17 protein-coding genes are annotated in these 21,985 nt (G+C 66.0%); 12 read left to right on the top strand and 5 right to left on the bottom strand.

Translation table 11 applies throughout. From position 1 onward, the window contains the following. Positions 1-20 precede the first annotated feature (20 nt). Entirely contained in the window at positions 21-2,303 is a 2,283-nt protein-coding gene (gene clpA / locus IFT63_RS05540) for an ATP-dependent Clp protease ATP-binding subunit ClpA (protein WP_042614116.1), read from the top strand. Positions 2,304-2,447: 144 nt separating this feature from the next. Here the strand turns inward: clpA and infA are convergent, their stop codons facing one another. After that, positions 2,448-2,666: a translation initiation factor IF-1 gene (gene infA, locus IFT63_RS05545; RefSeq protein WP_005409596.1), complete on the bottom strand. Its 219-nt coding sequence runs from the start codon at positions 2,664-2,666 to the stop codon at positions 2,448-2,450. A 292-nt stretch (positions 2,667-2,958) separates the two neighbouring features. On the opposite strand from infA, the gene IFT63_RS05550 reads away from it, so the two are divergent. Further along, positions 2,959-3,942 carry an isocyanide synthase family protein gene (locus IFT63_RS05550; RefSeq protein WP_274602573.1) on the top strand — a complete coding sequence of 328 codons (984 nt, stop codon included), beginning with the start codon at positions 2,959-2,961 and terminating at the stop codon, positions 3,940-3,942. 8 nt (positions 3,943-3,950) lie between these two features. Here IFT63_RS05550 and aat read toward each other — a convergent pair whose 3' ends face one another. Next, the gene (aat, locus tag IFT63_RS05555; protein ID WP_192083464.1) at positions 3,951-4,691 is read right to left on the bottom strand and encodes a leucyl/phenylalanyl-tRNA--protein transferase; all 741 of its coding nucleotides are present in this window, start codon (positions 4,689-4,691) and stop codon (positions 3,951-3,953) included. A gap of 253 nt (positions 4,692-4,944) precedes the next feature. Between aat and IFT63_RS05560 the strand changes: the two genes are divergently transcribed. Both IFT63_RS05560 and IFT63_RS05565 read left to right on the top strand, forming a co-directional pair. Beyond that, the gene (locus tag IFT63_RS05560; RefSeq protein ID WP_192083465.1) at positions 4,945-5,781 is read left to right on the top strand and encodes a TauD/TfdA family dioxygenase; all 837 of its coding nucleotides are present in this window, start codon (positions 4,945-4,947) and stop codon (positions 5,779-5,781) included. A gap of 11 nt (positions 5,782-5,792) precedes the next feature. Beyond that, complete coding sequence (locus IFT63_RS05565) at positions 5,793-7,241, top strand: FAD-binding protein (protein ID WP_192083466.1); 1,449 nt, start codon at positions 5,793-5,795, stop codon at positions 7,239-7,241. On the opposite strand, the gene IFT63_RS05570 is transcribed toward IFT63_RS05565, so the two are convergent. Further along, entirely contained in the window at positions 7,212-8,333 is a 1,122-nt protein-coding gene (locus IFT63_RS05570; RefSeq protein ID WP_042614113.1) for a GNAT family N-acetyltransferase, read from the bottom strand. The genes IFT63_RS05565 and IFT63_RS05570 overlap by 30 nt on opposite strands. 310 nt (positions 8,334-8,643) lie before the next feature. On the opposite strand from IFT63_RS05570, the gene IFT63_RS05575 reads away from it, so the two are divergent. Further along, positions 8,644-10,149, top strand: coding sequence for an N-acetylmuramoyl-L-alanine amidase (locus IFT63_RS05575; protein WP_249404335.1), 1,506 nt, complete (start codon positions 8,644-8,646; stop codon positions 10,147-10,149). A gap of 538 nt (positions 10,150-10,687) precedes the next feature. Here the strand turns inward: IFT63_RS05575 and IFT63_RS05585 are convergent. Together IFT63_RS05585 and trxB are read right to left on the bottom strand one after the other, a co-directional pair. Beyond that, a complete protein-coding gene (locus tag IFT63_RS05585) occupies positions 10,688-11,464 on the bottom strand; it encodes a DUF3658 domain-containing protein (RefSeq protein ID WP_152620654.1) in 777 nt (258 codons plus the stop codon). Positions 11,465-11,676: 212 nt separating this feature from the next. Further along, positions 11,677-12,648: a thioredoxin-disulfide reductase gene (gene trxB / locus IFT63_RS05590; protein WP_042614111.1), complete on the bottom strand. Its 972-nt coding sequence runs from the start codon at positions 12,646-12,648 to the stop codon at positions 11,677-11,679. A 255-nt stretch (positions 12,649-12,903) separates the two neighbouring features. Here trxB and IFT63_RS05595 point away from each other — a divergent pair, with 255 nt between their 5' ends. The 7 genes from IFT63_RS05595 to IFT63_RS05625 all read left to right on the top strand — a co-directional run bounded on the left by IFT63_RS05595 (position 12,904) and on the right by IFT63_RS05625 (position 21,960). Continuing rightward, positions 12,904-15,258 (top strand): DNA translocase FtsK, encoded by a 2,355-nt coding sequence (locus tag IFT63_RS05595; RefSeq protein WP_042614128.1) that lies wholly within the window; start codon positions 12,904-12,906, stop codon positions 15,256-15,258. Between the two features lie 61 nt (positions 15,259-15,319). Further along, positions 15,320-17,257, top strand: a complete 1,938-nt coding sequence (locus IFT63_RS05600; protein WP_192083467.1) for a DUF3857 domain-containing protein — start codon at positions 15,320-15,322, stop codon at positions 17,255-17,257. Positions 17,258-17,344: 87 nt separating this feature from the next. Next, positions 17,345-17,983: an outer membrane lipoprotein chaperone LolA gene (lolA, locus tag IFT63_RS05605; RefSeq protein ID WP_192083468.1), complete on the top strand. Its 639-nt coding sequence runs from the start codon at positions 17,345-17,347 to the stop codon at positions 17,981-17,983. Positions 17,984-18,010: 27 nt separating this feature from the next. Then, a complete protein-coding gene (locus IFT63_RS05610; RefSeq protein WP_192083469.1) occupies positions 18,011-19,387 on the top strand; it encodes an AAA family ATPase in 1,377 nt (458 codons plus the stop codon). Then, positions 19,384-19,776, top strand: coding sequence for a fluoride efflux transporter CrcB (gene crcB / locus IFT63_RS05615; RefSeq protein WP_042614107.1), 393 nt, complete (start codon positions 19,384-19,386; stop codon positions 19,774-19,776). The genes IFT63_RS05610 and crcB overlap by 4 nt, the downstream gene beginning before the upstream one ends. A gap of 128 nt (positions 19,777-19,904) precedes the next feature. Then, positions 19,905-20,879: an alpha/beta hydrolase-fold protein gene (locus tag IFT63_RS05620; RefSeq protein ID WP_192083470.1), complete on the top strand. Its 975-nt coding sequence runs from the start codon at positions 19,905-19,907 to the stop codon at positions 20,877-20,879. 22 nt (positions 20,880-20,901) lie between these two features. Further along, complete coding sequence (locus IFT63_RS05625) at positions 20,902-21,960, top strand: ABC transporter substrate-binding protein (RefSeq protein ID WP_192083471.1); 1,059 nt, start codon at positions 20,902-20,904, stop codon at positions 21,958-21,960. The last annotated feature ends 25 nt before the right edge of the window (positions 21,961-21,985 follow it).

Raw genomic sequence — 21,985 nt, forward strand, 5'->3', positions numbered from 1 at the left:
AACTGCCGCCGGAGTAGAGCATGTTCAGCAAAGACCTCGAACACACCATTGGCCAGTGCTACAAGCGGGCACGGGAAGCGCGGCATGAATTCATGACCGTCGAACACCTGTTGCTGGCGCTGCTGGACAATCCCTCGGCCCAGGCCGTCCTGAAGGCCTGCGGGGCCGAACCCGAGCGCCTGCGCCAGGAGCTGGAGCAGGCCATCGAGGCGTCCGTCTCGCGGCTTGCCGAAGATGATGGGCGCGACACCCAGCCGACCCTTGGCTTCCAGCGCGTGTTGCAGCGCGCGGTCTACCACGTGCAGTCTTCGGGCAAGAAGGAGGTCACCGGCGCCAATGTGCTGGTGGCGATCTTCGGCGAGAAGGATTCGCACGCGGTCTACTACCTCAACCAGCAGGATGTCACCCGGCTGGACGTGGTCAATTACCTCTCCCACGGTATTGCCAAGCTTGGTGAGGAAGGCGAGCCGTCGTCGCCGGCCGATCCCGAGGGCCGTGCCGAAGCCGGGGAAGGCGAGGGCAAGGGCGATGCGCTGGCCGAGTTCGCCAGCAACCTCAACGAGCAGGCCCGCAACGGCCGGATCGATCCGCTGGTGGGCCGTGCCGACGAGATCGAGCGCACCATCCAGGTGCTGTGCCGCCGCCGCAAGAACAATCCGCTGTATGTCGGCGAAGCCGGCGTCGGCAAGACCGCCATCGCCGAGGGCCTGGCCCGCCGTATCGTCGAAGGATCCGTGCCGGAGGTGCTCGCCGATGCGGTCATCTACTCGCTGGACCTGGGCGCGCTGGTGGCCGGCACCAAGTACCGCGGCGACTTCGAAAAACGCCTGAAGGGCGTGCTGACCTCGCTGAAGAAGGTGCCGAACGCGGTGCTGTTCATCGACGAGATCCACACCATCATCGGTGCCGGATCGGCGTCCGGCGGTACCATGGATGCCTCCAACCTGATCAAGCCGGCGCTGGCCTCCGGTGATCTGCGCTGCATCGGCTCGACCACCTTCCAGGAATACCGCGGCATCTTCGAAAAGGACCGCGCGCTGGCGCGGCGCTTCCAGAAGATCGACATCGTCGAGCCGACCGTGGGCGAAACCTACGAGATCCTGCAGGGACTCAAGCCTAAGTACGAAGCGCACCACGGCGTGACCTATGCCGACGATGCGCTGCAGGCGGCGGTGGACCTGTCGGTCAAGCACATCGGCGACCGGCTGCTGCCCGACAAGGCGATCGACGTCATCGACGAGGCTGGCGCGCGCCAGCGGCTGATGCCGGAAGGACAGCGCAAGGAGCTCATCGACATCGAGGAGATCGAGGCGATCGTGGCCAAGATGGCACGCATCCCGGCCAAGCAGGTCAGCGCCACCGACAAGGACGTGCTCAAGCACCTGGAGCGCAACCTGAAGATGGTGATCTTCGGCCAGGATCCGGCCATCGAAACGCTGTCTTCGGCGATCAAGCTGGCCCGCTCCGGCCTGGCCAACCCGGAAAAGCCGATCGGCAACTTCCTGTTCGCCGGCCCCACCGGAGTCGGCAAGACCGAAGTCACCAAGCAGCTGGCCCTGCAGCTGGGGATCGAGCTGGTCCGCTTCGACATGTCCGAGTACATGGAAGGCCATTCGATCAGCCGCCTGATCGGTGCGCCTCCGGGCTACGTGGGCTTCGACCAGGGTGGCCTGCTGACCGAAAAGATCGTCAAGACGCCGCACTGCGTGCTGCTGCTGGATGAAATCGAGAAAGCGCACCCGGATATCTTCAATATCCTGCTGCAGGTCATGGACCGCGGCGTGTTGACCGATACCAATGGCCGTGAAGCGAACTTCAAGAACGTGGTGCTGGTGATGACCACCAATGCCGGTGCGGCGCAGGCCTCACGGCGTTCGATCGGATTCACCAAGCAGGATCACGCCACCGACGCGATGGAGACCATCCGTCGCAGCTTCACCCCGGAGTTCCGCAACCGGCTGGATGCGGTGGTGCAGTTCCAGGCATTGGGCTTCGAGCACATCCTGCGCGTGGTGGACAAGTTCCTTATCGAACTGGAAATGCTGCTGCAGGAAAAGCACGTCAGCCTCTCGGCCACGCCGACCGCGCGCGACTGGCTGGCCCAGCACGGCTTCGATCCGCTGATGGGCGCACGCCCGATGGCCCGTGTCATCCAGGACAAGGTCAAGCGTCCGTTGGCCGACGAACTGCTGTTCGGCAAGCTGGTCAACGGCGGCAGGGCCAGCATCGACGTGCGCGACAACGAGCTGTTCGTGGAAACCTTCGCCGAACCGGAGCGTCTGCTGCCGGCCACGGTGGAATAATCCGCTCCATGCTGCAGCGCCGGGTCCTGCCCGGCGCTGGGGCGGCTGGACGCCAGGCAGGGTTCGACACCAACGACATCCAGGCACGCCAAAAGGCCAGCTCGATGGCTGGCCTTTCTCGTCGACGCGGATGCGTCGGACCGCTTACTTCATGCGGTAGGTGATACGGCCCTTGGTCAGGTCGTACGGGGTCATTTCAACCTTGACCCGGTCACCGGTCAGAATGCGGATGTAGTTCTTGCGCATGCGGCCGGAGATATGGGCAATGATTTCATGACCATTTTCCAGGCGGACGCGGAACGTCGTGTTCGGCAGCGTCTCGCTGACGGTGCCTTCGAACTCGATGGAGTCGTCTTTCGACATGTAATCCTGTGCGGTTCAGAGAGCGGCCACGGGGGCCTAAGCCGCTGCATTTTACGCACATGCACCCCATTTTGCAAAGATTGCGTTAACCGTCATTCCGTTGCGGGATAGGCCCCTCCCGGGATCGGCCCACCATTCTCTCTTGGCAGGGTCAGAATTTGCCGTCTTGAGCTATTTCGAGCCCCATATCTCGTTGCTATCGTGCCTCTCATCACAGGATTCATCCGTCAATTCGCCCAGGTCGCCGACGTCGCGGCCACCTGGCGCAGCGCATCTGTAGGGAGAACGAGCAATGAGCCATCCTCAGCACGCAGCCGAGGCCGTTGTCCAGGCCATTGCCCGGACGCTGGCCTTCCACCAGCGGTGCGACCGGGCGAGGGCCCCCACCAACGCGTTGTCGGATCCGGTCACGGCGCGGTTACGCGGCTTCGTCCGGGCGGGGGAACCGGTCCACATGGTCCTCCCCGCATTTCCCGCCAAATCGCCCTCCCTTCGAAAGGTCCTGGGGCCGCTGCCTGACCTGGCCGAAGCGCTGTCGCTGGATGCACTGGATCGGATGTGCGCCCGTATTGCCGCGATCCACCCTGCAGGCGCCCGGCTGACGATCTGCTCGGATGGCCATGTATTCGGACCCACCATCGGCGTTTCCGACCCGGTCATCGATCACTACCAGGCGGCCATCCGCGCGATGATCGCTCGTCGCAGCCTGGCCCACCTGGACACTTTCTGCCTGTGTGACTGCACTTCAGTGTTTGCCGGCAGCACAAGCCACGATGATCGCCGTGCGGCATTGCTGGCGCGGCATGGCCAGTCGCTGGATGACATCCGGACCGGGCTGCTGCGATCCGAAGACGGAGTGCGGCAGCTGCGCGGCATCATCCGCTTCATGGCCGAAGATGATTGGTGCGCCGATGATGCGCGAAGTGCCACGCAGGTCCAGCGCGAGGCCAAGGCGCGCGCGTACCAGGTCGTGCAGCGCAGCCTGGCATGGGGCAGTCTTCTGCAGGCGGTCTTTCCGCGCTCGGTCCGCTTGTCCATCCATCCACAGGCGCGCAGCAGCGACAAACTGGGCATCCACATGCTGCCCACCGCTGACGCCTGGCTGACGCCCTGGCATGCGGTGGCGGTCGATCTCGGGGATCGCGCCGTGTTGATGAAACGGCACCAGGCGGAGAGCCAAGGAGCCAGGCTGATTCATGTGGACGGTCGTCCCAGCCACTACAGCGCGTGGACGGACGGACGTCCAAGCGCGCTCCACGAGCGTGCCGCAGCCTGAGTCCGTGCTCAGTCGGGGAGGTAATGCCGCAACGGGAGCCGGGCCCCTGCCGCCGACCAGTTGCCAGGCGCCACCGGCTGTTGGATGGCCTGCCGCACGTGCGCCAGGAAACGCTCGCGTGGCCATTGTGTCGCCCCCATCCGCACCAGGTGAGGGTTGTGCACCTGCGCATCCAGTACGGACACGCCCCCCGCATGGAGCAGCGAGGCCAGCGCAGCCAAGGCCACTTTCGAGCCCCCGCTGCGTGCGCTGAACATGCTTTCGCCGAAAAACATGCTGCCCAGCGCCACGCCATAGATGCCGCCAACAAGCTCCGGCCCCTCCCACACTTCGACCGAGTGCGCGTGCCCCAGTCGATGCAGCTCGGTATAGGCATGGATCATGTCGGTACCGATCCAGGTGCCGTCCTGACCTGGTCGCGGCACCGTAGCGCAGGCGCGGACGACCTGTTCGAAGGCGGTGTCGGCGGTGATCTCCCACTCCAGGGTCCGCAGCTGCCTGCGGAATCTGCGTGACAGATGCACGCCATCGGTAGCGAACACCGTGCGGGGATCCGGTGACCACCACAGGATCGGCTCACCCTGGCTGAACCACGGGAAGGCACCCTGCGCGTAGGCGTTCAGCAATCGCTGCGGGCGCAGATCACCACCGATGGCCAACAGACCGTCCGGGTGGCGCAGCGCCGTTTCAGCGGGTGGAAAAGCAGCATCTTCGGCCTCGCCCAAGCGCCACGGAAACTGACGGCTCATTGGCCGGCTGCTGCACGGTGGCAGCGGGACAGGCCGCGGCTGCAGGCTGTGACATGACGCAGGCGGCGGGTGTGGCCGTCTTTCCAGGGCGAAGCGGTGGCGTGCATGCGGGCAGGATACTGCAGCTTGCGCGTCACCGTGGCGCAGGCGGCAGTTCTTGCAGTGGACGTCGGAAAACCACTCGCTTTCAGGTGGTCGGATGCCTAGCGTGGTCCAGGCCGGGCACGGGCCCGAGAACAGGAACGCCGATGCCATGACGACTCCCGTCACCCCCCTTGAGCCGTTCGGCGTCATGCTGCAGGCCGCATCCCCGAATGACGCCGTCACTGACCTGTCCGTCGATGCACTGCGCATCCTCGCCCGACACCATCACCTGGTGCTGCTGCGCGGATTCTGCGGCCCCGAAGACCCTGCAGACCTCGTCGCGTACGGGGAGCGCTGGGGAAGCATCGCCGAATGGCCGTTCGGGAAAGTGCTGGAGCTTCTCGAACGGGAAGCGCCGCAGGATCATATCTTCGACAGTTCGGCCGTGCCGCTGCACTGGGATGGCATGTACCGCCGGCAGGTGCCGGAGTTCCAGATCTTCCAGTGCCTGCGTGCACCCGGACCCGGCTGCGGAGGGCGGACGCTGTTCTCCCACACCGCGCGCGCATTGGATCAAGCACCGGCGTCGGTCCGGCTGCTGTGGGAGCGCGCCACGGGGCGTTACGAAAGGAAGATGGAGTACTACCACAGCGTGGCCGAGGCGCCCGTCGTGACCCGGCACCCGGACCGTGACGCGGCGGTCATCCGCTACAGCGCACCACAGGACCAGCAGGGCGAGGCCTTCATCAACCCTGCATCGGCGTCGTTCACGGGGATGGAGGAAGCGGATGCCGCGCTGTTGCATCGCAGTCTCGCCGAGGCGCTGCACGCGCCCAGCTGCCTGTATGCACATGCCTGGGAGGCCGGTGACCTGGTCATCGCCGACAACCACACGCTGCTGCACGGGCGTGAGGCATTCACCAGTGGTGCGCCACGCCACCTTCGTCGGCTGCACATCCTGGGTGATCCGCCGCTGGACAACCCGCACCTGGTGGCCAGCGCATGATGGCCGCGGGCATGGACACCGACGTGGATGTGGTCGTCGCAGGCGCTGGACCTGCGGGGCTGATGTGCGCCTACCTCGGCAGCCAGCTTGGGCTTCGGGTGCTGATCGCCGACCACAGCGCCGGCCCGCTGCAGGCCGGGCGCGCGGACGCGCTCAATGCGCGCACCTTGCAGCTGTTGCAGATCGTGGACCTGTTCGATGATCTCTATCCGCACGGCAAGCCGTGCAACACCAGCTCAGTATGGGCCGAGGGCACATTCGTCTCCCGGCAGTCTGACTGGTGGGATGCCTTGCAGGGGTGCTTCCACAGGCATTTCCTGATGATCGGCCAGTCTTTCGTGGAGCAGCTGCTGGATCAGCGCCTGCGTGCGTCGGGCATCCCCGTGCAGCGCGGCACCTCGGTGAGCGGCGTGCAACAGCAGGCAGGGGGATGCGTAACCCGACTCTCGGACGGGCGGTCCATCACCTCACGCTTCGTCATAGGTGCTGATGGCGCACATTCGTTTGTCCGTGAACACCTTCAGATCCCATTCGAAGTGACCCGCCCGCGCATGACCTGGGCGGTCGTGGACGCGGTGATCGACACCGATTTCCCAAAGGTGCCGGAGATCATCGTCTTCCAGGCCGAATCCTCCGACGTGGCCTGGATCCCGCGTGAGGGCGAGCTGGATCGGTTCTACGTCCGCATGGATACCCGTGAGTTCACGTTCGAACAGGTCATGGCGCGGGTCAACCGGGCGACGTGGCCCTACAGCGTGCGATTCAGTGACGTGCGGTGGTTCTCGCAGTTTTCGGTCAAAGAGGCTGTGGCCGCACGCTTTGGCGTGGAAAACCGGGTCTTCCTGGTGGGCGATGCATGCCACATCCATTCCGTCCACGGCGGCCAGGGCCTCAACACGGCGCTGGCCGATGCCTTCAACCTGATGTGGAAGATCGGCATGGTGGTCAACCAGCTCGTCCCGGCTGGTCTTCTGGGCAGCTACGAATCCGAACGTAAACCGGTGGCGTTGGGCGTGGTGGAAACATCGCGCCTGCTGGGTCTTGCCACCCGTGACCCGTCCAGCCGGCAGCATGCGACGGACTACGTGGGCATCGTGGCGCAACGGTCCGGATACGTAACAGGGATGGGGGTGCGCTACGCGGGCGAAGGGCTGGCCGGCGAGCGCGTGCATGATGTCCTGATGGGGCCGGATGCAGGCCGTCCTTCACGGCTTTACCCGCTGCTGGACTATCGTTGCTTCACGCTGCTGGTATGCGGTACCCGGGGTGCCGTGCCCACGATGCCAAGCTTCGTGCAGGTCCTTCGGATCGACGATCCGTCCTGCCCGTATGCGGGCCTGCTGGTGCTGGTTCGTCCCGACAGTCATATCGCCACGAGTGCTGCGCTGGATGATCCCGCACCGGTGCTGGATTACCTTGCCGCGTTCGGATCAGCCACTGCGGAAGGGCGAGTGCAGTAGCAGTTCGTCACGATAGCGCGTGATGTCCGCACGCTCGTGCGCGCACCATTCGCGCAGGGCCTCGCTGAAATCAGCGTCGGCCATCCAGTGCCGGCTGCGCACCACCGTTGGCAGGAAGCCACGCGCCAGCTTGTGCTCGCCCTGCGCGCCAGGCTCGAACCGTGAAAGACCTTCGCGCAGGCAATACTCGATGCCCTGGTAATAGCAGGCTTCGAAGTGCAGGCCGGGCAGGGTGGTGCCGCCCCAGTAGCGGCCATACAGGGTCTGGCCACCGCGCAGGCACAGCGCGCCGGCGATCGGCTCGCCGTCCTGCTCGGCCAGGAACAGCACCAGCCCCTTGCCGAGCGAACTGGCGAGATGGCGCAGGAATGGCTCGGTCAGGGCAGGGGCGTTGCCATACTCCAGGAAGGTCTGCAGGTAGAACCGGTACATCGCCTGCAGGTCGGCACGGCTGGCCTCGTCGCCATGCACCACGCGGAAGCTGATCCCCTGCCGGGCGACCTTGCTGCGTTCCTGGCGGATGTTCTTGCGGTGCTTGTGGTTCATCGCGCCGAGGAAGTCATCGAAGGTCTGCCATTGCCCCGGGTTCTGCCACTGGAACTGGATGTCCTCGCGCAGCAGCCAGGCATCGCTGAAGTCGCCATCCTCGTCCTTGCGATGGAAGTTGATGTGCGCGGAGGAGACCCCGAGTGCGGGTAGCTTTTCCACCAGCGCGGCCAGCAGCGCTGCACGCGTGCCAGGGTCGCGGGCCAGTACGCGCGGTCCGGTCACGGGCGAGTAGGGCACTGCGCCCAGCCATTTGGGGTAATAGTCGTGACCGTGGCGGGCATAGGCATTGGCCCACGCGTGGTCGAACACGAACTCGCCGTGGGAGTTTTCCTTCAGGTAGCCTGGGACGGCGCCGATCAGCGTGTCGTCCTCCCACAAGGTGAGGTGCCGCGGACGCCAACCCCAGTCCTCGCGCAGGCAGCCGTACTGTTCCATGCCGGACAGGAAGGCGTGGCTGACGAACGGGTTGTCGCCGTCGTGGAGGGCGTCCCATTGGGACGCAGTGAGCGTCTGGAGGTCTTCGAGGAAGCGGATCTGCGGCATGGGGACAGGATAGAGCACCAGGCCTGAGTCCGGCACTCGCTTCAGATCTTGTGGCGACTGCTACTGATGAGCCCGATTCTATTTTTGAATAGCGTGAATCACAGCACGTTGATCTGCTGTGGCGCGGCCCATTCTCGTGCTCTCCCGCAGCCTGATTGGCTGCAAGTACCAGGAGCCATCTAGAAAAATGAACGGGATAAGTAAGTTGACCGAGACCGACCCGGCAGTCGTTTCACCGGCATGTGTCGCGTCTGCAGACGTGGCGGGTGGTGCCGGCGCATCGCCACGCTTTGGCGGGCGGAGCCTTGGCATGTCAATCACGCTGGCGACACTGCTATCGATGGTGGCAACATGCCAGGCCGGAGCAGGCGAGGCACGTGATCGCAGTTTGGATGCGGAAGTGACTCGTGAGGCGCAGAGGATTCTAGATCGACTTGATCGGATCGCGGGCCAGAGCAGCGGTGGGCGCGTCCACGCATCGGTTGATCTGGCTACATCCACCATCACACTTGAGTTTGGACGGGACCTTATCCCGCAGTACGCGGGGGCCGATTTCGAGCACCAGATGGACCTGTTCCGTCACGGCGTAACGGAGGCGGTGAGGAAATACACGCCACCTGGAAACGTCGAGTACAAGTTCGACGGGCGCGCGATCATGCATTACTTCCCTGAACAACAACAGGAGGACGCTGATGCGCGCAGACGCGGAATTCGGGGTTCGGGGATGGCGATGGTTTCCGCCGCGCATGGCTATTACAGGCATCAGCGCAAAGCAGCCTGGTTATGGCAGCGCCCTCTGATGAATGATGTGAGAGAGGACCTGGTTACGCCAGCTTACGCGGAGGAGCTGAAGCACTGGATCCAGGAGCGAGGCCGCATGCCTGTGGTAAGGCCCCGGACATCGTCATTTGATCTGCATGAAGAAAGTGGCGTGGAATGGTGGCAGGTCGCGGCCAAGTATCACCTGGAGGAGAGATTTCCGGCCAACCCAGAAATCTGGAACTCGCCAGTAGGCGATTCGAATCGTGACTATGATCAGGACCTGCGCAGTCGCCCTCTGCTGGCGAACCATCTCGGTGCAGATGTCGCCTTGCATCTGCACACCAACGGTTCCGACTCTGAAATTCCGAGCGGAACGAGGGTGGTTTATCAGACGGGGAGAGAAGAAGATCGCGCTTTGGCGCGCAGTGTTCTCTGCTACATGCGCGAGCTGATCACCGGCCAGGATGATTATTCCGGATTCAATGTTGAGTCGGATCCCCGTGCTGACAACAAAGGGGAGAACCGTATAGCGAATATGGCATCGATCATCATCGAAACAGCGTTTCACTCCAACCCCAACGACGCACTCGCCTTGCAGGATCCCGTTTTTCGAGAAGCTTCGATGAAAGGCGTCGAAAAGGGGTACCGCCTCTGGCGCGAGGGCAAGGGGTGCGACCCGCTGAAAGTTGATCCGATCCAGACCATCCGCGTGGCGGCCGGCCAATCCCGGGTGGTGGATCTTGCCTTCGCCGGCTTTCCCCAGTACCCCGTCGTGATCGAGACGAAGAACCTCGGATGCCCTCCCGGCTGGAAGTGCACGGATGGAGCGGTGACGCTGCCTGACGCAGACACCAAGCCAGCCCAGATCACCCTGCGTTGCGAGAACGCCGGAAGTGCGCCGATCTACTGGGACACCCGGATGGTTGACGACGACGGGGTGAAGTCACCGCCGGTCCGGCATATCGTGCAGTGCGTCCGGGGGCCGGGCATGGTCGCGCCACAGGCAACGCACGGTGAGGATGGCGGGGCGGCGACAGCCCGCAAGCTACCCTGAACCGAGAAAGCCGGCGTAGAAGCCGGTTCGGCTGGCAGGAGGGAGCGGTCGGATGAGTTCAATATGAATAACCATGGCGCGGGAGATGGCATTCAACCTGGGGTGTGCACTGGCCAGCGCCAGCGCGTGGGCGGGCGCATCTTCGCCGCCGCGGCGCGCGCTGAACATGCTTCCGCCGGAAGACACCTCGCCCACCGCCACGCCGGAGTTCCGCCGACAAGGACGTCATGCTGCCAGACCTCGATGGAGCGGCCACGGCCCAGGTCATGCAGCGTAACTTAGGCCTGAACCATCGTCTCGCTGATCCATGTGCCGTGCTGGCCTGGACGCGGCGTCTCGGCACAGGTGCGCATCTCTTGCTCGAAGGCGTTGGCTGCGTAGCTGACGCTGGAGCCGCCGCGACAGGTGCCACCGTCGGTCGGGAACCCAATGCGTGGTTCAAACGACCACCAGAAAATCGGCTCCTCGCCGCTGAGCCACGGGAAGATGCCCCTGCGTAGGCGTCGGGCAAGCGCGCGGATACACGGGCAACCAGCGTTTACCCGGCCCGCCGGACGCGCGTCGCATGCCACCCGGCGTGTCGGTGCCTGGCCTCGATGTGGCCTTCATCGATCAGCTTCGCCAAGCGACCGGCCAAGAAGGCTTCCGACAGTGGATTGCGCATGTCATCGTGCCCCATCACGTTGCCACACACGCGAGCGGCAGGCCACCACTCGCGCGGGCAATGCGCGAGTATTTCGTGATCGTGACACGAGATGGCGCGTAGCTCGAGGACGCCCTCCTGGCTGCATTCCCGCAGTCCTTCGGCAGCCGCCACGGTGGGGAATGCGGCGGCGAGCTGCCTGCGGCGGGAGGCGCTGAGCGGCGTGGCCCGTGCAACGAGTGGCGCCAGCACGCGCGGTGGATTCGCGCCCATGTTGTACAGGCCCTGGACGGGAGGTACGGATACTTCATGCATCGGCAGGAGCGATCCGGCAAGCCGGTGGCATGCCATGTGCAGGAACGTCTGGTCCTGGCCAGACCCGGTGTGCCATACCACGATCTGCTGCTGCGGCTGTTCTAGCAGATGGCTGTCCAGGGCGTCCCATGCAGCAAAGGGCCTGGCGGTATCCACCCCCGGTTCCGCAGTGTCGGGGAAGCCGGCGAGCCACCGCCGCCAGAAGTCGCTGCGCCGTCCTGCGTCCCGCAGCGGTCCTACGGCATAAAGCTCAGGCAGCGCCATTATGCGATGGCCATCCAGCCCGGGGCCGAGCCCGGCGCGCAGGGCCTCGGCAGAACCCTCGGAGGGAAACAGGTGCAGCAGCGGGTGCGTCATCAGCGTCCCTCGGAGGAAAGTCACCCGACGATCCTCTATGGGGGCGGGGTCAGGGCCACTCTCCCACGGCGCTTCTTCAGGCGCCGTGATCGGCGGACACCGTGCTCTCGCGCCGCACTCGATGCAGCGGGGAGGTGGCCCGAGTCCCTCGTTGTTGAAACGGAAAGGCCGGCACCAAGGCCGGCCTTTCAAAAACCGCCCTGCGGCATGCCTCAGCTCGCCTTACCCTGCGCGTCCAGGTAGCGCTCGGCATCCAGCGCGGCCATGCAGCCGAAGCCGGCCGAGGTGATCGCCTGGCGGTAGTGCTGGTCGGCCACGTCGCCAGCGGCGAACACGCCTTCCACCGAGGTCTGGGTGGCATTGCCGCCGAGGCCGGAACGGATTTCCAGGTAGCCGTGGTTCATCGCCAGCTGGCCGTCGAACAGGGTGGTGTTCGGGTGATGGCCGATCGCCACGAAGAAGCCATGGGCCTGGATGTCGCGCGTGCTGCCGTCCTGCACCGACTTCACCCGCACGCCGGTCACGCCGGCGTCGTTGCCCAGCACTTCGTCCACTTGGTGGTGCCAGACGGTTTCGATCTTGCCGGCGGCGACCTTGGCGAACAGCTTGTCCTGCATGATCTTTTCCGCCTTCAGCGTGTCACGGCGGTGGACCAGGTAGACCTTGCGGGCGATGTTGGACAGGTACAGCGCTTCTTCAACGGCGGTGTTGCCGCCGCCGACCACCACCACGTCCTGGTCACGGTAGAAGAAGCCGTCGCAGGTGGCGCAGGCGGACACGCCGCGGCCCTTGAAGGTCTCTTCGGACGGAATGCCCAGGTACTTGGCGGTCGCGCCGGTGGAGATGATCAGCGCATCACAGGTGTATTCGGCGCTGTCGCCGATCAGCTTGAACGGGCGCTGGGACAGGTCGGCGGTGTGGATATGGTCGAAGATCACTTCGGTTTCGAAGCGTTCGGCGTGGGCCTGCATGCGCGCCATCAGGTCCGGGCCCATCAGGCCATGGGCGTCGCCCGGCCAGTTGTCGACCTCGGTGGTGGTCATCAGCTGGCCGCCCTGCTGCAGCCCGGTGATCACCACCGGCTTGAGGTTGGCGCGGGCAGCGTAGACGGCGGCAGTCCAACCGGCCGGGCCGGAACCGAGGATGACAAGCTTCTGATGGCGGGAGGGCAGCGTGGTGCTCATGTAGACTCGCGAAAGGTAAGGGGATCAAGGCGCGGCGACGGTTTGCGCGCGCTGGGGGCAGACCATAGAGTGATGGCAGGGGCAGGGGGTTTCAACCCGCACGCCTGGAACGCGGCGATGCGCCGGACCGGTCAGGCCGTGTTCGACGGGGCCGGCCAGGCCATGGCGTATCGCGGTCAGCCAGCAGTGACGGAAAACCGACGCGCTTCGTTTATTATCAACCACTAACAGCGTATTCCAAAGGTAGTGTCCAAGGTGGCGAAGCAGGTCCCCGAACGCAGCCGATCGAGCGAAGGCAAAGCCCGTCGCCGCGATCCGTCTCCGTCTGAAAACCCCACGCGGCAGCGCTTGTGGCGCGATCTGGGTCTGATCGCAGTGGCCCCGGCGTTGCTGTACCTGGTGGCCAGCCTGTTCACCTATTCGGCGACTGATCCGGGCTGGTCGCACACCGGCAGCATCGTGGCGCCGGTCAACAACATGGGCGGGCGTGCCGGGGCGTGGATCGCCGACGTGCTGCTGCAGCTGTTCGGCTACATGGCCTTCGTGCTGCCGGTGATCCTCGGCGCGCTGGCCTGGTTTGCGATGTTCGGGCTGAAGCGCGAAGCCAAGGGCGAGAACGACCTCGACCCGGCGCTGCGGCTGGTCGGCCTGGTCGGCTTCCTGATCGCCGGCACCGGTTTCCTGCACCTGCGCCTGTTCAGTGCCGACGTGGCCTCGGCCGGCGGCATCCTCGGCAAGCTGGTGGGCTCTTCGCTGAGCGTCGGTTTCGGGGCGTTGGGTGCGAATCTGTTCGTGCTGGTGCTGCTGCTGGCCTCGATCACCTTGGCCACCGGCCTGTCGTGGCTGATGGTCATGGAACGCATTGGCAAGGGCGTGATGGCGCTGGCGCCGCTGCTGGAAAAGAAGAAAGAGCAGGCAACCGAGTGGAAGCAGACGCGCGTGATGCGCGAAGAGCGCCAGGAAGTGCGCAAGGTCGATGCCGAGGTGCGCGCCAAGCGCGAGCCGGTGAAGATCGAGCCGCGCCCGGAACCGGTGATCGAGAAGAGCGACCGGGCCAAGCGCGACAACCAGATCCCGATGTTCCAGGGCGTCAACGGCGATGGCTCGGACCTGCCCCCGCTGGCGCTGCTGGATGATCCCAAGCCGCAGCCCAAGGGCTACGACGAAGAGACGCTGGAAACCCTGTCGCGGCAGATCGAGTTCAAGCTCAAGGATTTCCGCATCGATGCGGTGGTCGTCGGCGCCTATCCGGGCCCGGTGATCACCCGCTTCGAAATCGAGCCTGCGCCGGGCATCAAGGTCAGCCAGATCAGCACGCTGGACAAGGACATTGCCCGCGGGCTGTCGGTCAAGTCGGTGCGCGTGGTCGATGTGATTCCGGGCAAGTCGGTGATCGGCCTGGAGATCCCGAACGTCACCCGCGAGATGATCTATCTCTCCGAGCTGCTGCGTTCGAAGGAATATGACAAGGCGACCAGCCCTCTTACCCTGGCCCTGGGCAAGGACATCGCCGGCCGCCCGACCGTGGCCGACCTGGCCCGCATGCCGCACCTGCTGGTGGCCGGTACCACCGGCTCGGGCAAGTCGGTGGCAGTCAATGCGATGGTGCTGAGCCTGCTGTACAAGGCCAGCCCGAAAGACCTGCGCATGCTGATGATCGACCCGAAGATGCTCGAACTGAGCGTCTACCAGGGCATCCCGCACCTGCTGGCGCCGGTGGTCACCGACATGAAGGAGGCCGCCAACGGCCTGCGCTGGTGCGTGGCCGAGATGGAGCGCCGCTACAAGCTGATGAGCGCGGTCGGCGTGCGCAACCTGGCCGGCTTCAACAAGAAGGTCAAGGACGCGCAGGACGCCGGGCAGCCGTTGATGGATCCGCTGTTCAAGCCGAACCCGGAGCTGGGCGAGGCCCCGCGCCCGCTGGAAACGCTGCCGTTCGTGGTCATCTTCATCGACGAATTCGCCGACATGATGATGATCGTCGGCAAGAAGGTCGAAGAGCTGATCGCCCGCCTGGCACAGAAGGCGCGTGCGGCCGGCATCCACCTGATCCTGGCCACCCAGCGGCCGTCGGTGGACGTCATCACCGGCCTGATCAAGGCCAACATCCCGACCCGCATCGCCTTCCAGGTCAGCTCGAAGATCGATTCGCGCACCATCCTGGACCAGTCCGGCGCCGAAACCCTGCTGGGCCACGGTGACATGCTGTACCTGCCGCCCGGTACGGCGATGCCGGACCGCGTACACGGCGCGTTCGTGTCCGACGAAGAAGTCCATCGCGTGGTGGAACACCTGAAGGCGATGGGGCCGGCGGACTACATCGAAGGCGTACTGGACGAAGTGCAGACCATGGGCGATGGCGTGGTGGTCGGTGCCGGCGGCCTGCCGGAAACCGCATCGTCGGGCGATGAATCCGATCCGCTGTATGACGAAGCGCTGCGGGTGGTGACTGAAACCCGCCGCGCCTCCATTTCCGGCGTGCAGCGCCGGCTGAAGATCGGCTACAACCGCGCCGCGCGCCTGATCGAGGCGATGGAAGCGGCCGGCGTGGTCAGCTCGCCCGAGCACAACGGCGACCGCACCGTGCTGGCCCCGCCGCCGCCCAAATAATGCAATCCCGGTAGTGCCGGCCGCTGGCCGGCATCCACCCCCTGACCAACCGGAACCCCTCATGGCACCCCTCCGCAACGGATTGCTGGCCGCCCTGCTGCTGCCTTTCGGGTCCGCCCTGGCGGTGGAGGTCCCCGCCATCCCCGCCGCCGCCCCGATGCAGGGCGCGGCGCCGGCCGAGGCCAGCAACAACTTCAGCTTCGCCCGTTACCGCGCCGATTACGTGGTCGATGCCGATGCCGGCAACACCCAGGCCGAGCACTACGACATCCTGCTCAAGACGCGCAGCGCGGTGGACCAGTTCAGCCAGGTGCGGCTGAGTTACAGCGAGAAAATGGAAACGCTGGAGGTGCTGGAGGCCTACACGCTCACCGCCGATGGCCAGCGCCGCGATGTGCCGGCAGACCGCATCTACACCCAGGAAAGTTATTCCAGCGCTTCGGCGGCAATGTACGCCGACCGCAAGGTGCGGGTGATCGTGTTTCCCAACCTGGCGCCGGGCACGCGCGTGGTCTATGCCACCCGCCGCAGCCAGCGGCAGCCGTACTTCCCGGGCTACTTCGGTCTGTGGGAAACCTTCAGCGTGTTCAACCAGTACGACGATGCGCAGGTCACCCTGAGTGCGCCAGCCAGCCTGCCGATGAAGGTGCTGAGCAGGGGCGTGCAGGGCAGCGATGCGCCCACGGTCCGCGCTGGCCGCGCGCAGTGGAGCTGGACCTATCGCCGCGGCACGCCGCTGCCGGCGCAGAACTGGACCGCCGCGCCGTGGGAGTTCAGCCCGACCATCATGGCCAGCACCTATGCGGACTGGCCGCAGATGGCGCGTGCTTACCAGCTCAAGGCAGGGCAGGCGGCGAAGGTCACGCCACAGCTGCAGGCGCTGGCCGAGGAAGTCACCCACGGCATCGCCGACCGCCGTGGACAGGTGGATGCGCTGTATCGCTGGGTGGCCCGCAACATCCGCTACGTGGCCGTCTATCTTGGCAACGGCGGGTTGGAACCGAACCCCGCGCAGAGCGTGCTGGACAACCACTACGGCGACTGCAAGGACCACGTGGTGATCCTGGAAGCACTGCTGGCGGCCAAGGGCATCGACAGCACGGCGGTGTTGATCGGCGCAGGCGGTGGGCCGACCCTGCCGGCGGTACCGACGCTGGGGCGCTTCAACCACGCCATCACCTACGTGCCGGAATTCGACCTGTACCTGGATTCCACCAGCGCTTGGGCACGTCCCGGCCAGCTGCCCGACGGCGACCTCGGCACGCCGGTGCTGCTGACCGGGCCGGCCAAGCTGGCGCGCACTCCGGCCAACGATGAGCTGCGCAATGGCATGGGCTTCGAGGCGGATTTCGTGTTCGATGCCGCCGGCAACCTGAAAGGCAGCACCCGGTTGCAGCCCGGCGACAGCGCGGAAATCGGCATGCGCGCCTCGTTCGCGCGTTTGAATGCGCAGAACCGCGCCCGCGCCGAGGCATCGATGGTGGCGGCCTCCGGCTTCGACGGGCAGGGCCGCCTGGAACTGCAGGGTGACCCGCAGGATCTGCAGCAGCCCTTCAATTACACCTTTGATTTCAGCGCCTCCGATTACGTGGATTTCAACCTGGTCGGCGGCATGCAGCTGCCCGATCCGCCCGGCGCGGAATCGTTCCGTGACGCCTACGCGGCGACCTCGGCGCCGGACAATGCCACCCCGTTCCAGTGCGATGCCAGCCTGCGCCAGGAAATCTACCGGGTAACCCTGCCGCCCGGCGTGCCGCTGATCGCGGTGCCGCATGACCAGCAGTTCAGCAACGCAGCCGGCCAGTATTCGGTCAGCTGGGAGCGTGAAGGGCAGCAGGTCATCGCCCGCCACCGGCTGCGCCAGAATGCAGTGCGCGGCAACGATGCGCTGTGCCAGCCCGCCGACTATGCCGCCTTCCGCGAGCTGTTCCAGCAGGTGCGGCGCGGCTTCCGCGGGCAGATCGTGTACGGTCGGGTACCTGCGGCAAGCGGCGGCTGAGCGCTGCGCCCACTGCAGTGGATCGCCCATTCAGGATGCTTTGGGCACACTTCATTCCATCCTTCCACGTTCTTTCTGGATACCCTCATGCACGCCAGCTTCCGCCGCACCCTCGCTACTTCCGTGCTCGCCGCCGCGTGCCTGGTTTCGACCAGTGCCTGGGCCGGCGCGCGTGATGAGCTGAAGACCTTCACCGCCGGCCTGAAGGGCCTGGACGGGCGGTTCAGCCAGCAGGTGTTCGATACCCGTGGCAAGGTCAAGGAAACCACCAGTGGCCGTGTCGCGCTGTCGGCGCCGCGCCTGTTCCGCTGGGAATACCAGCGTCCGCACGTGCAGCAGATCGTGGCCGATGGCACCAAGGTGTGGATGTACGAACCGGACCTGGAACAGGCCACCGTGCGTGCACAGGGCAAGGAAGAGCAGAACAGCCCGCTGACCGCACTGATCAATCCGGCGCTGCTGGAGCAGCAGTACGACCTGAGCGAAGAAGCCGCGCCGCGTGATGGCCTGCAGTGGCTGTCGCTGACCCCGAAGCGCGAAACCGAGGCCAGCTTCCAGTACGCCGCGCTGGGCTTCAATGGCAGCGGGCTGGCGAAGATGGAAATCACCGATGCGGTTGGCCAGCGCACGGTGATCGCCTTCACCGGCTGGAAGCGCAATCCGTCCTTCGCCGCCGGCACTTTCCGCTTCACCCCGCCGGCCGGTACCGACGTCATCGGTGAATGACGGTATGGCCAAGCGGTACAATGCCGCGTGGCCAGACAACGTACTTCTTCATTCCCCGGCCCTGATCTGCTGAGCGTGGATCGGGATCACCTGCGACCGCTTGCCGAGCGCATGCGGCCGCGCGCCCTGGACGAAATGGTCGGGCAGAAACGCCTGCTGGCCGCGGAGAGCGCATTGCGCCGCGCGGTCGAATCCGGACGCGTGCATTCAATGATCCTGTGGGGGCCGCCGGGCTGTGGCAAGACCACCCTGGCGCTGCTGCTGGCCGAATATGCCGACGCCGAATTCCGCGCGATCTCCGCGGTGCTGTCCGGCCTGCCGGAGGTGCGCCAGGTGCTGGCCGAAGCGGCCCAGCGTTTCGCCGAAGGCCGACGCACGGTGCTGTTCGTCGACGAGGTGCACCGCTTCAACAAGACCCAGCAGGACGCCTTCCTGCCGCACATCGAACGCGGCACCATCGTGTTCGTCGGGGCCACCACCGAAAACCCGTCCTTTGAACTGAACTCCGCGCTGTTGTCGCGCTGCCGCGTGCACGTGCTGGAAGGCGTGTCACCGCAGGACATCGTCGAAGCATTGCAGCGGGCGCTGGCCGATAGCGAGCGCGGGCTGGGCGGGGAGGGCGTGCAGGTGGAAGACGCGCTGCTGCTGCAGATCGCCAGCGCCGCCGATGGCGATGTCCGGCGCGCGCTCACCCTGCTGGAAATCGCCGCCGAACTGGCCGTCGACGAAGGCGGCCGGATCACCCCGCAGACCCTCACCCAGGTGCTGGCGGACCGCACCCGCCGCTTCGACAAGGGGGGCGAGCAGTTCTACGACCAGATCTCCGCGCTGCATAAATCCGTGCGCAGCTCCAACCCCGATGCGGCGCTGTACTGGCTTACGCGGATGCTCGATGGCGGCTGCGATCCGTCCTACCTGGCGCGCCGGCTGACCCGCATGGCGATCGAGGACATCGGCCTGGCGGATCCGCGCGCGCAGTCGATGGCGCTGGAAGCCTGGGATATCTACGAGCGGCTGGGCAGCCCGGAAGGCGAGCTGGCATTCGCCCAGCTGGTGTTGTACCTGGCGAGCACGGCCAAATCCAATGCCGGCTATGCCGCCTACAACCAGGCCAAGGCCGAAGTGCGCGCGTCGGGCACGCTGGAAGTGCCGCTGCACCTGCGCAATGCGCCGACCAAGCTGATGAAGAACCTCGGCTACGGCGCGGACTATCAGTACGACCATGACATGGAAGGCGGCATCGCGCTGGACCAGACCGGCTTCCCTGATGCGATGGGCGAACAGGTCTATTACCAGCCGGTGGCGCGAGGGCTGGAGATCAAGCTGAAGGAGAAACTCGATCGCCTTCGCGCTCAGCGCGAGCAGGCGCGGGCCGCCAAGCTCAGCGGACAGGGCGGCGGATGACCGCGGTCTGGTGGCAGCAGCTGGGGCTGGTCATGGCCGGTGGCGCACTGGGGTCGGCACTGCGTTTCGTCATCGGTGACGCCATGCTCCAGCGCTTCGGCCAAGGGTTTCCCTGGGGCACGCTCAGCGCCAACTTCATCGGCGCCTTCGCCGCCGGTTACCTGCTGGTGTGGCTGCAGCAGCGCGGCGGCAACGTGACCCTGCTACGTGCGTTCCTGGTGATCGGCCTGCTGGGTGGGCTGACCACGTTTTCCTCGCTGATGCTGGAGACCCTGGTGTTCGCGCGCAGCGACCGCGGCGGCATGGTGCCGCTGTACCTGGGCGTCAGCCTGGCAGGTGGCATGCTGCTGGTATGGCTGGGTGCGCGGCTGGCCGAGGCGGCGCGCTGACCCTTCGCGCGTGTGGCCCGGGGTAGGGGCGACCCATCTCACTGCGCGCAGCATTGCGCCCAGCGAAAGCGAGAACCATTCGCGTTTGATAGACTGCTCGGCGACCCCCGCTGTGAGCCGTGCCCCCCATGCTTCACCGTCTCCTTGGCCTTGCCGCGCTGTTCGCGCTGGCTGGCGCCTCGTTCTGCACCCATGCGCAGCAGCGCAATCCAGACCAGATGATGGGCCAGACGGTGCTGGACCAGCCCGCTGGCAGCTATCGTGTCGAACGTTTCGTTATAGGCAGCGCGGACGGCCAGCGCCGTTGGCGGGTCAATCTGCTGGTTCCCGGCAAGGCCTCCAGCGCGCCTTCGCCGGTGCTGTACGCCTTGGATGGCAACGCTGTGGCGATGGTGCTGGACCGGTCGATGTTGGACCAGCTGGCCGCCAGCAAGGCGCCGCCGGTGCTGGTGCTGATCGGCTATGACAACGAGCGTCGCATCGACTCGGCCCAGCGCACCCGCGACTACACCGCCTGGATCGACCGTGCCGATGATGAAAGCGGCACCCAGCAGGTGGTCGGCGGCGGGGCGTTCGCCTTCCAGGACGTGATCGAACGGCAGATCAAACCGGAAGTCACGCGCCGCGCAAACGTGGACACCCAGCGGCAGGCGCTGTGGGGGCATTCGCTGGGCGGACTGTTCGTGCTCAGCAGCCTGTACACCCGCCCGGCCGCCTTCCAGCAGTACGTGGCGGCCAGTCCGTCGCTGTGGTGGAGCCAGGGCGCCGCGCTCGGCGACCTGGAAAAACAGTTCGTCGAAAACCGCGCCGGCCAGCCGGCCCAGCTGTGGGTGATGCTGGGTGGCGATGAGCGCAGCGGCAACCGCGGCGTACGTGACATGGCCAACCCGCGCGTAGTCGCGCACCTGCGTCGCATCGGGGGCGCCGCACCGGATGCCGCGCACGCACTGGGCGAGCGCCTGGGTGCGCTGCCCGGCCTGCAGGTGCAGTACCGCGAGTTCCCCGGGCTTGGCCACGGGCCCATGTTGCCGGCATCGTTCAAGGCGACCTTGTCGGCGCTGTACGGCATCGCCGACCGTAGTGGCGAGGCCGCCACGCCGTGAACCCCGCAGGAGTAACGTCCCCATGTATTCGAATCTGATCCGCGCTGCCAGGACGCTGCCACCGTCGTTAGCGCTGGCGCTCGCGCTTGCCGCGTGTTCCGGCAGGGGCGAGCCTGCCGCGCCGGCACAGGCCAGCGCGACGCCGCCCGCTTCGGGTGCTGCGGCGGAGCACGACGCGCTACCGGCAGGCTGGCAGCGCGTCGGCGGCGAGACCGCCCCTTCGGTGGCGGCGGGCGCGGCCACGTTGCCGGCCACCGTGCATTCCGATGATGGCGTGGACGTGCAGGTCGACGATGCCAGCCGGATCATCGCCGGTGGCGACGACATCATCGCGGTGATCGAAGCACTGGGGCAGGGCAGCCAGGTATTCGCCGCACCGACCAATGCCACCACCAACGCCGGACGCGCCGCGCCACACCGGTTCCTGTTCAACCGCACCACCGGCGTGGAAGGCGTGCTCAGCCTGGGCGGCTCGCTGTTCCTGGGCAACAGCCTGCGTCGCCACAGCGACCTGGCCGAAAAACTGCGCGCGGTGGGCCAGGATGCGGTGATCATCGATGATCTGCAGCCGGCACCGGACAAGGTGCGCAAGGTCGCTGCGGCGATCGGGCGTGCCGAGGCCGGCGTGGCGCTGGCTGATGCGGTGCAGAAGCAGCTGGACGAGGCCGCCGGGGTCGCTACGGCGACAACGCGCAAGCCGCGGGTGATCCATGTCTCGGCCACCGGCGCAGGCGCCAACCCGACCGTGGCCGGCGCCGACAGCGCCTCGGGTAAGCTGATCGCGCTGGCGGGCGGCCTCAACATCGGCACCGAAGCGGGCGTCGCCAATTTCTCCGCTCTCAGCAACGAAGGCGTGGTGGCAGCGGCCCCCGAAGTGATCCTGGTCACCGAACATGACCTGCAGTTGTTCGGCGGTGCCGACGGGCTGTGGAAGGCCTATCCGACGCTGAAGCAGACCCCCGCCGGCCAGGCTGGCCGGGTCTGGGTAATGCCAGACCTGCAACTGAAGTACACCAGCGTGGGGTCCGGTGCCGGCGCGTTGGCATTGGCGCGCGCGTTGGCGGCGCTGCCGCCGGCATGACGCCACCGCGGTGGACGATGGCCGG

The sequence above is a fragment of the Stenotrophomonas sp. CFBP 13724 genome, from assembly GCF_014841975.1.
GTDB lineage: Bacteria > Pseudomonadota > Gammaproteobacteria > Xanthomonadales > Xanthomonadaceae > Stenotrophomonas > Stenotrophomonas lacuserhaii.

Bases quoted from the DNA above. Each gene is read 5' to 3' on its own strand.
- clpA (WP_042614116.1), top strand. From the start codon at position 21: ATGTTCAGCAAAGACCTCGAACACACCATTGGCCAGTGCTACAAGCGG.
- infA (WP_005409596.1), bottom strand. From the start codon at position 2,666: ATGTCGAAAGACGACTCCATCGAGTTCGAAGGCACCGTCAGCGAGACG.
- IFT63_RS05550 (WP_274602573.1), top strand. From the start codon at position 2,959: ATGAGCCATCCTCAGCACGCAGCCGAGGCCGTTGTCCAGGCCATTGCC.
- aat (WP_192083464.1), bottom strand. From the start codon at position 4,691: ATGAGCCGTCAGTTTCCGTGGCGCTTGGGCGAGGCCGAAGATGCTGCT.
- IFT63_RS05560 (WP_192083465.1), top strand. From the start codon at position 4,945: ATGACGACTCCCGTCACCCCCCTTGAGCCGTTCGGCGTCATGCTGCAG.
- IFT63_RS05565 (WP_192083466.1), top strand. From the start codon at position 5,793: ATGGACACCGACGTGGATGTGGTCGTCGCAGGCGCTGGACCTGCGGGG.
- IFT63_RS05570 (WP_042614113.1), bottom strand. From the start codon at position 8,333: ATGCCGCAGATCCGCTTCCTCGAAGACCTCCAGACGCTCACTGCGTCC.
- IFT63_RS05575 (WP_249404335.1), top strand. From the start codon at position 8,644: ATGTCAATCACGCTGGCGACACTGCTATCGATGGTGGCAACATGCCAG.
- IFT63_RS05585 (WP_152620654.1), bottom strand. From the start codon at position 11,464: ATGACGCACCCGCTGCTGCACCTGTTTCCCTCCGAGGGTTCTGCCGAG.
- trxB (WP_042614111.1), bottom strand. From the start codon at position 12,648: ATGAGCACCACGCTGCCCTCCCGCCATCAGAAGCTTGTCATCCTCGGT.
- IFT63_RS05600 (WP_192083467.1), top strand. From the start codon at position 15,320: ATGGCACCCCTCCGCAACGGATTGCTGGCCGCCCTGCTGCTGCCTTTC.
- lolA (WP_192083468.1), top strand. From the start codon at position 17,345: ATGCACGCCAGCTTCCGCCGCACCCTCGCTACTTCCGTGCTCGCCGCC.
- crcB (WP_042614107.1), top strand. From the start codon at position 19,384: ATGACCGCGGTCTGGTGGCAGCAGCTGGGGCTGGTCATGGCCGGTGGC.
- IFT63_RS05620 (WP_192083470.1), top strand. From the start codon at position 19,905: ATGCTTCACCGTCTCCTTGGCCTTGCCGCGCTGTTCGCGCTGGCTGGC.
- IFT63_RS05625 (WP_192083471.1), top strand. From the start codon at position 20,902: ATGTATTCGAATCTGATCCGCGCTGCCAGGACGCTGCCACCGTCGTTA.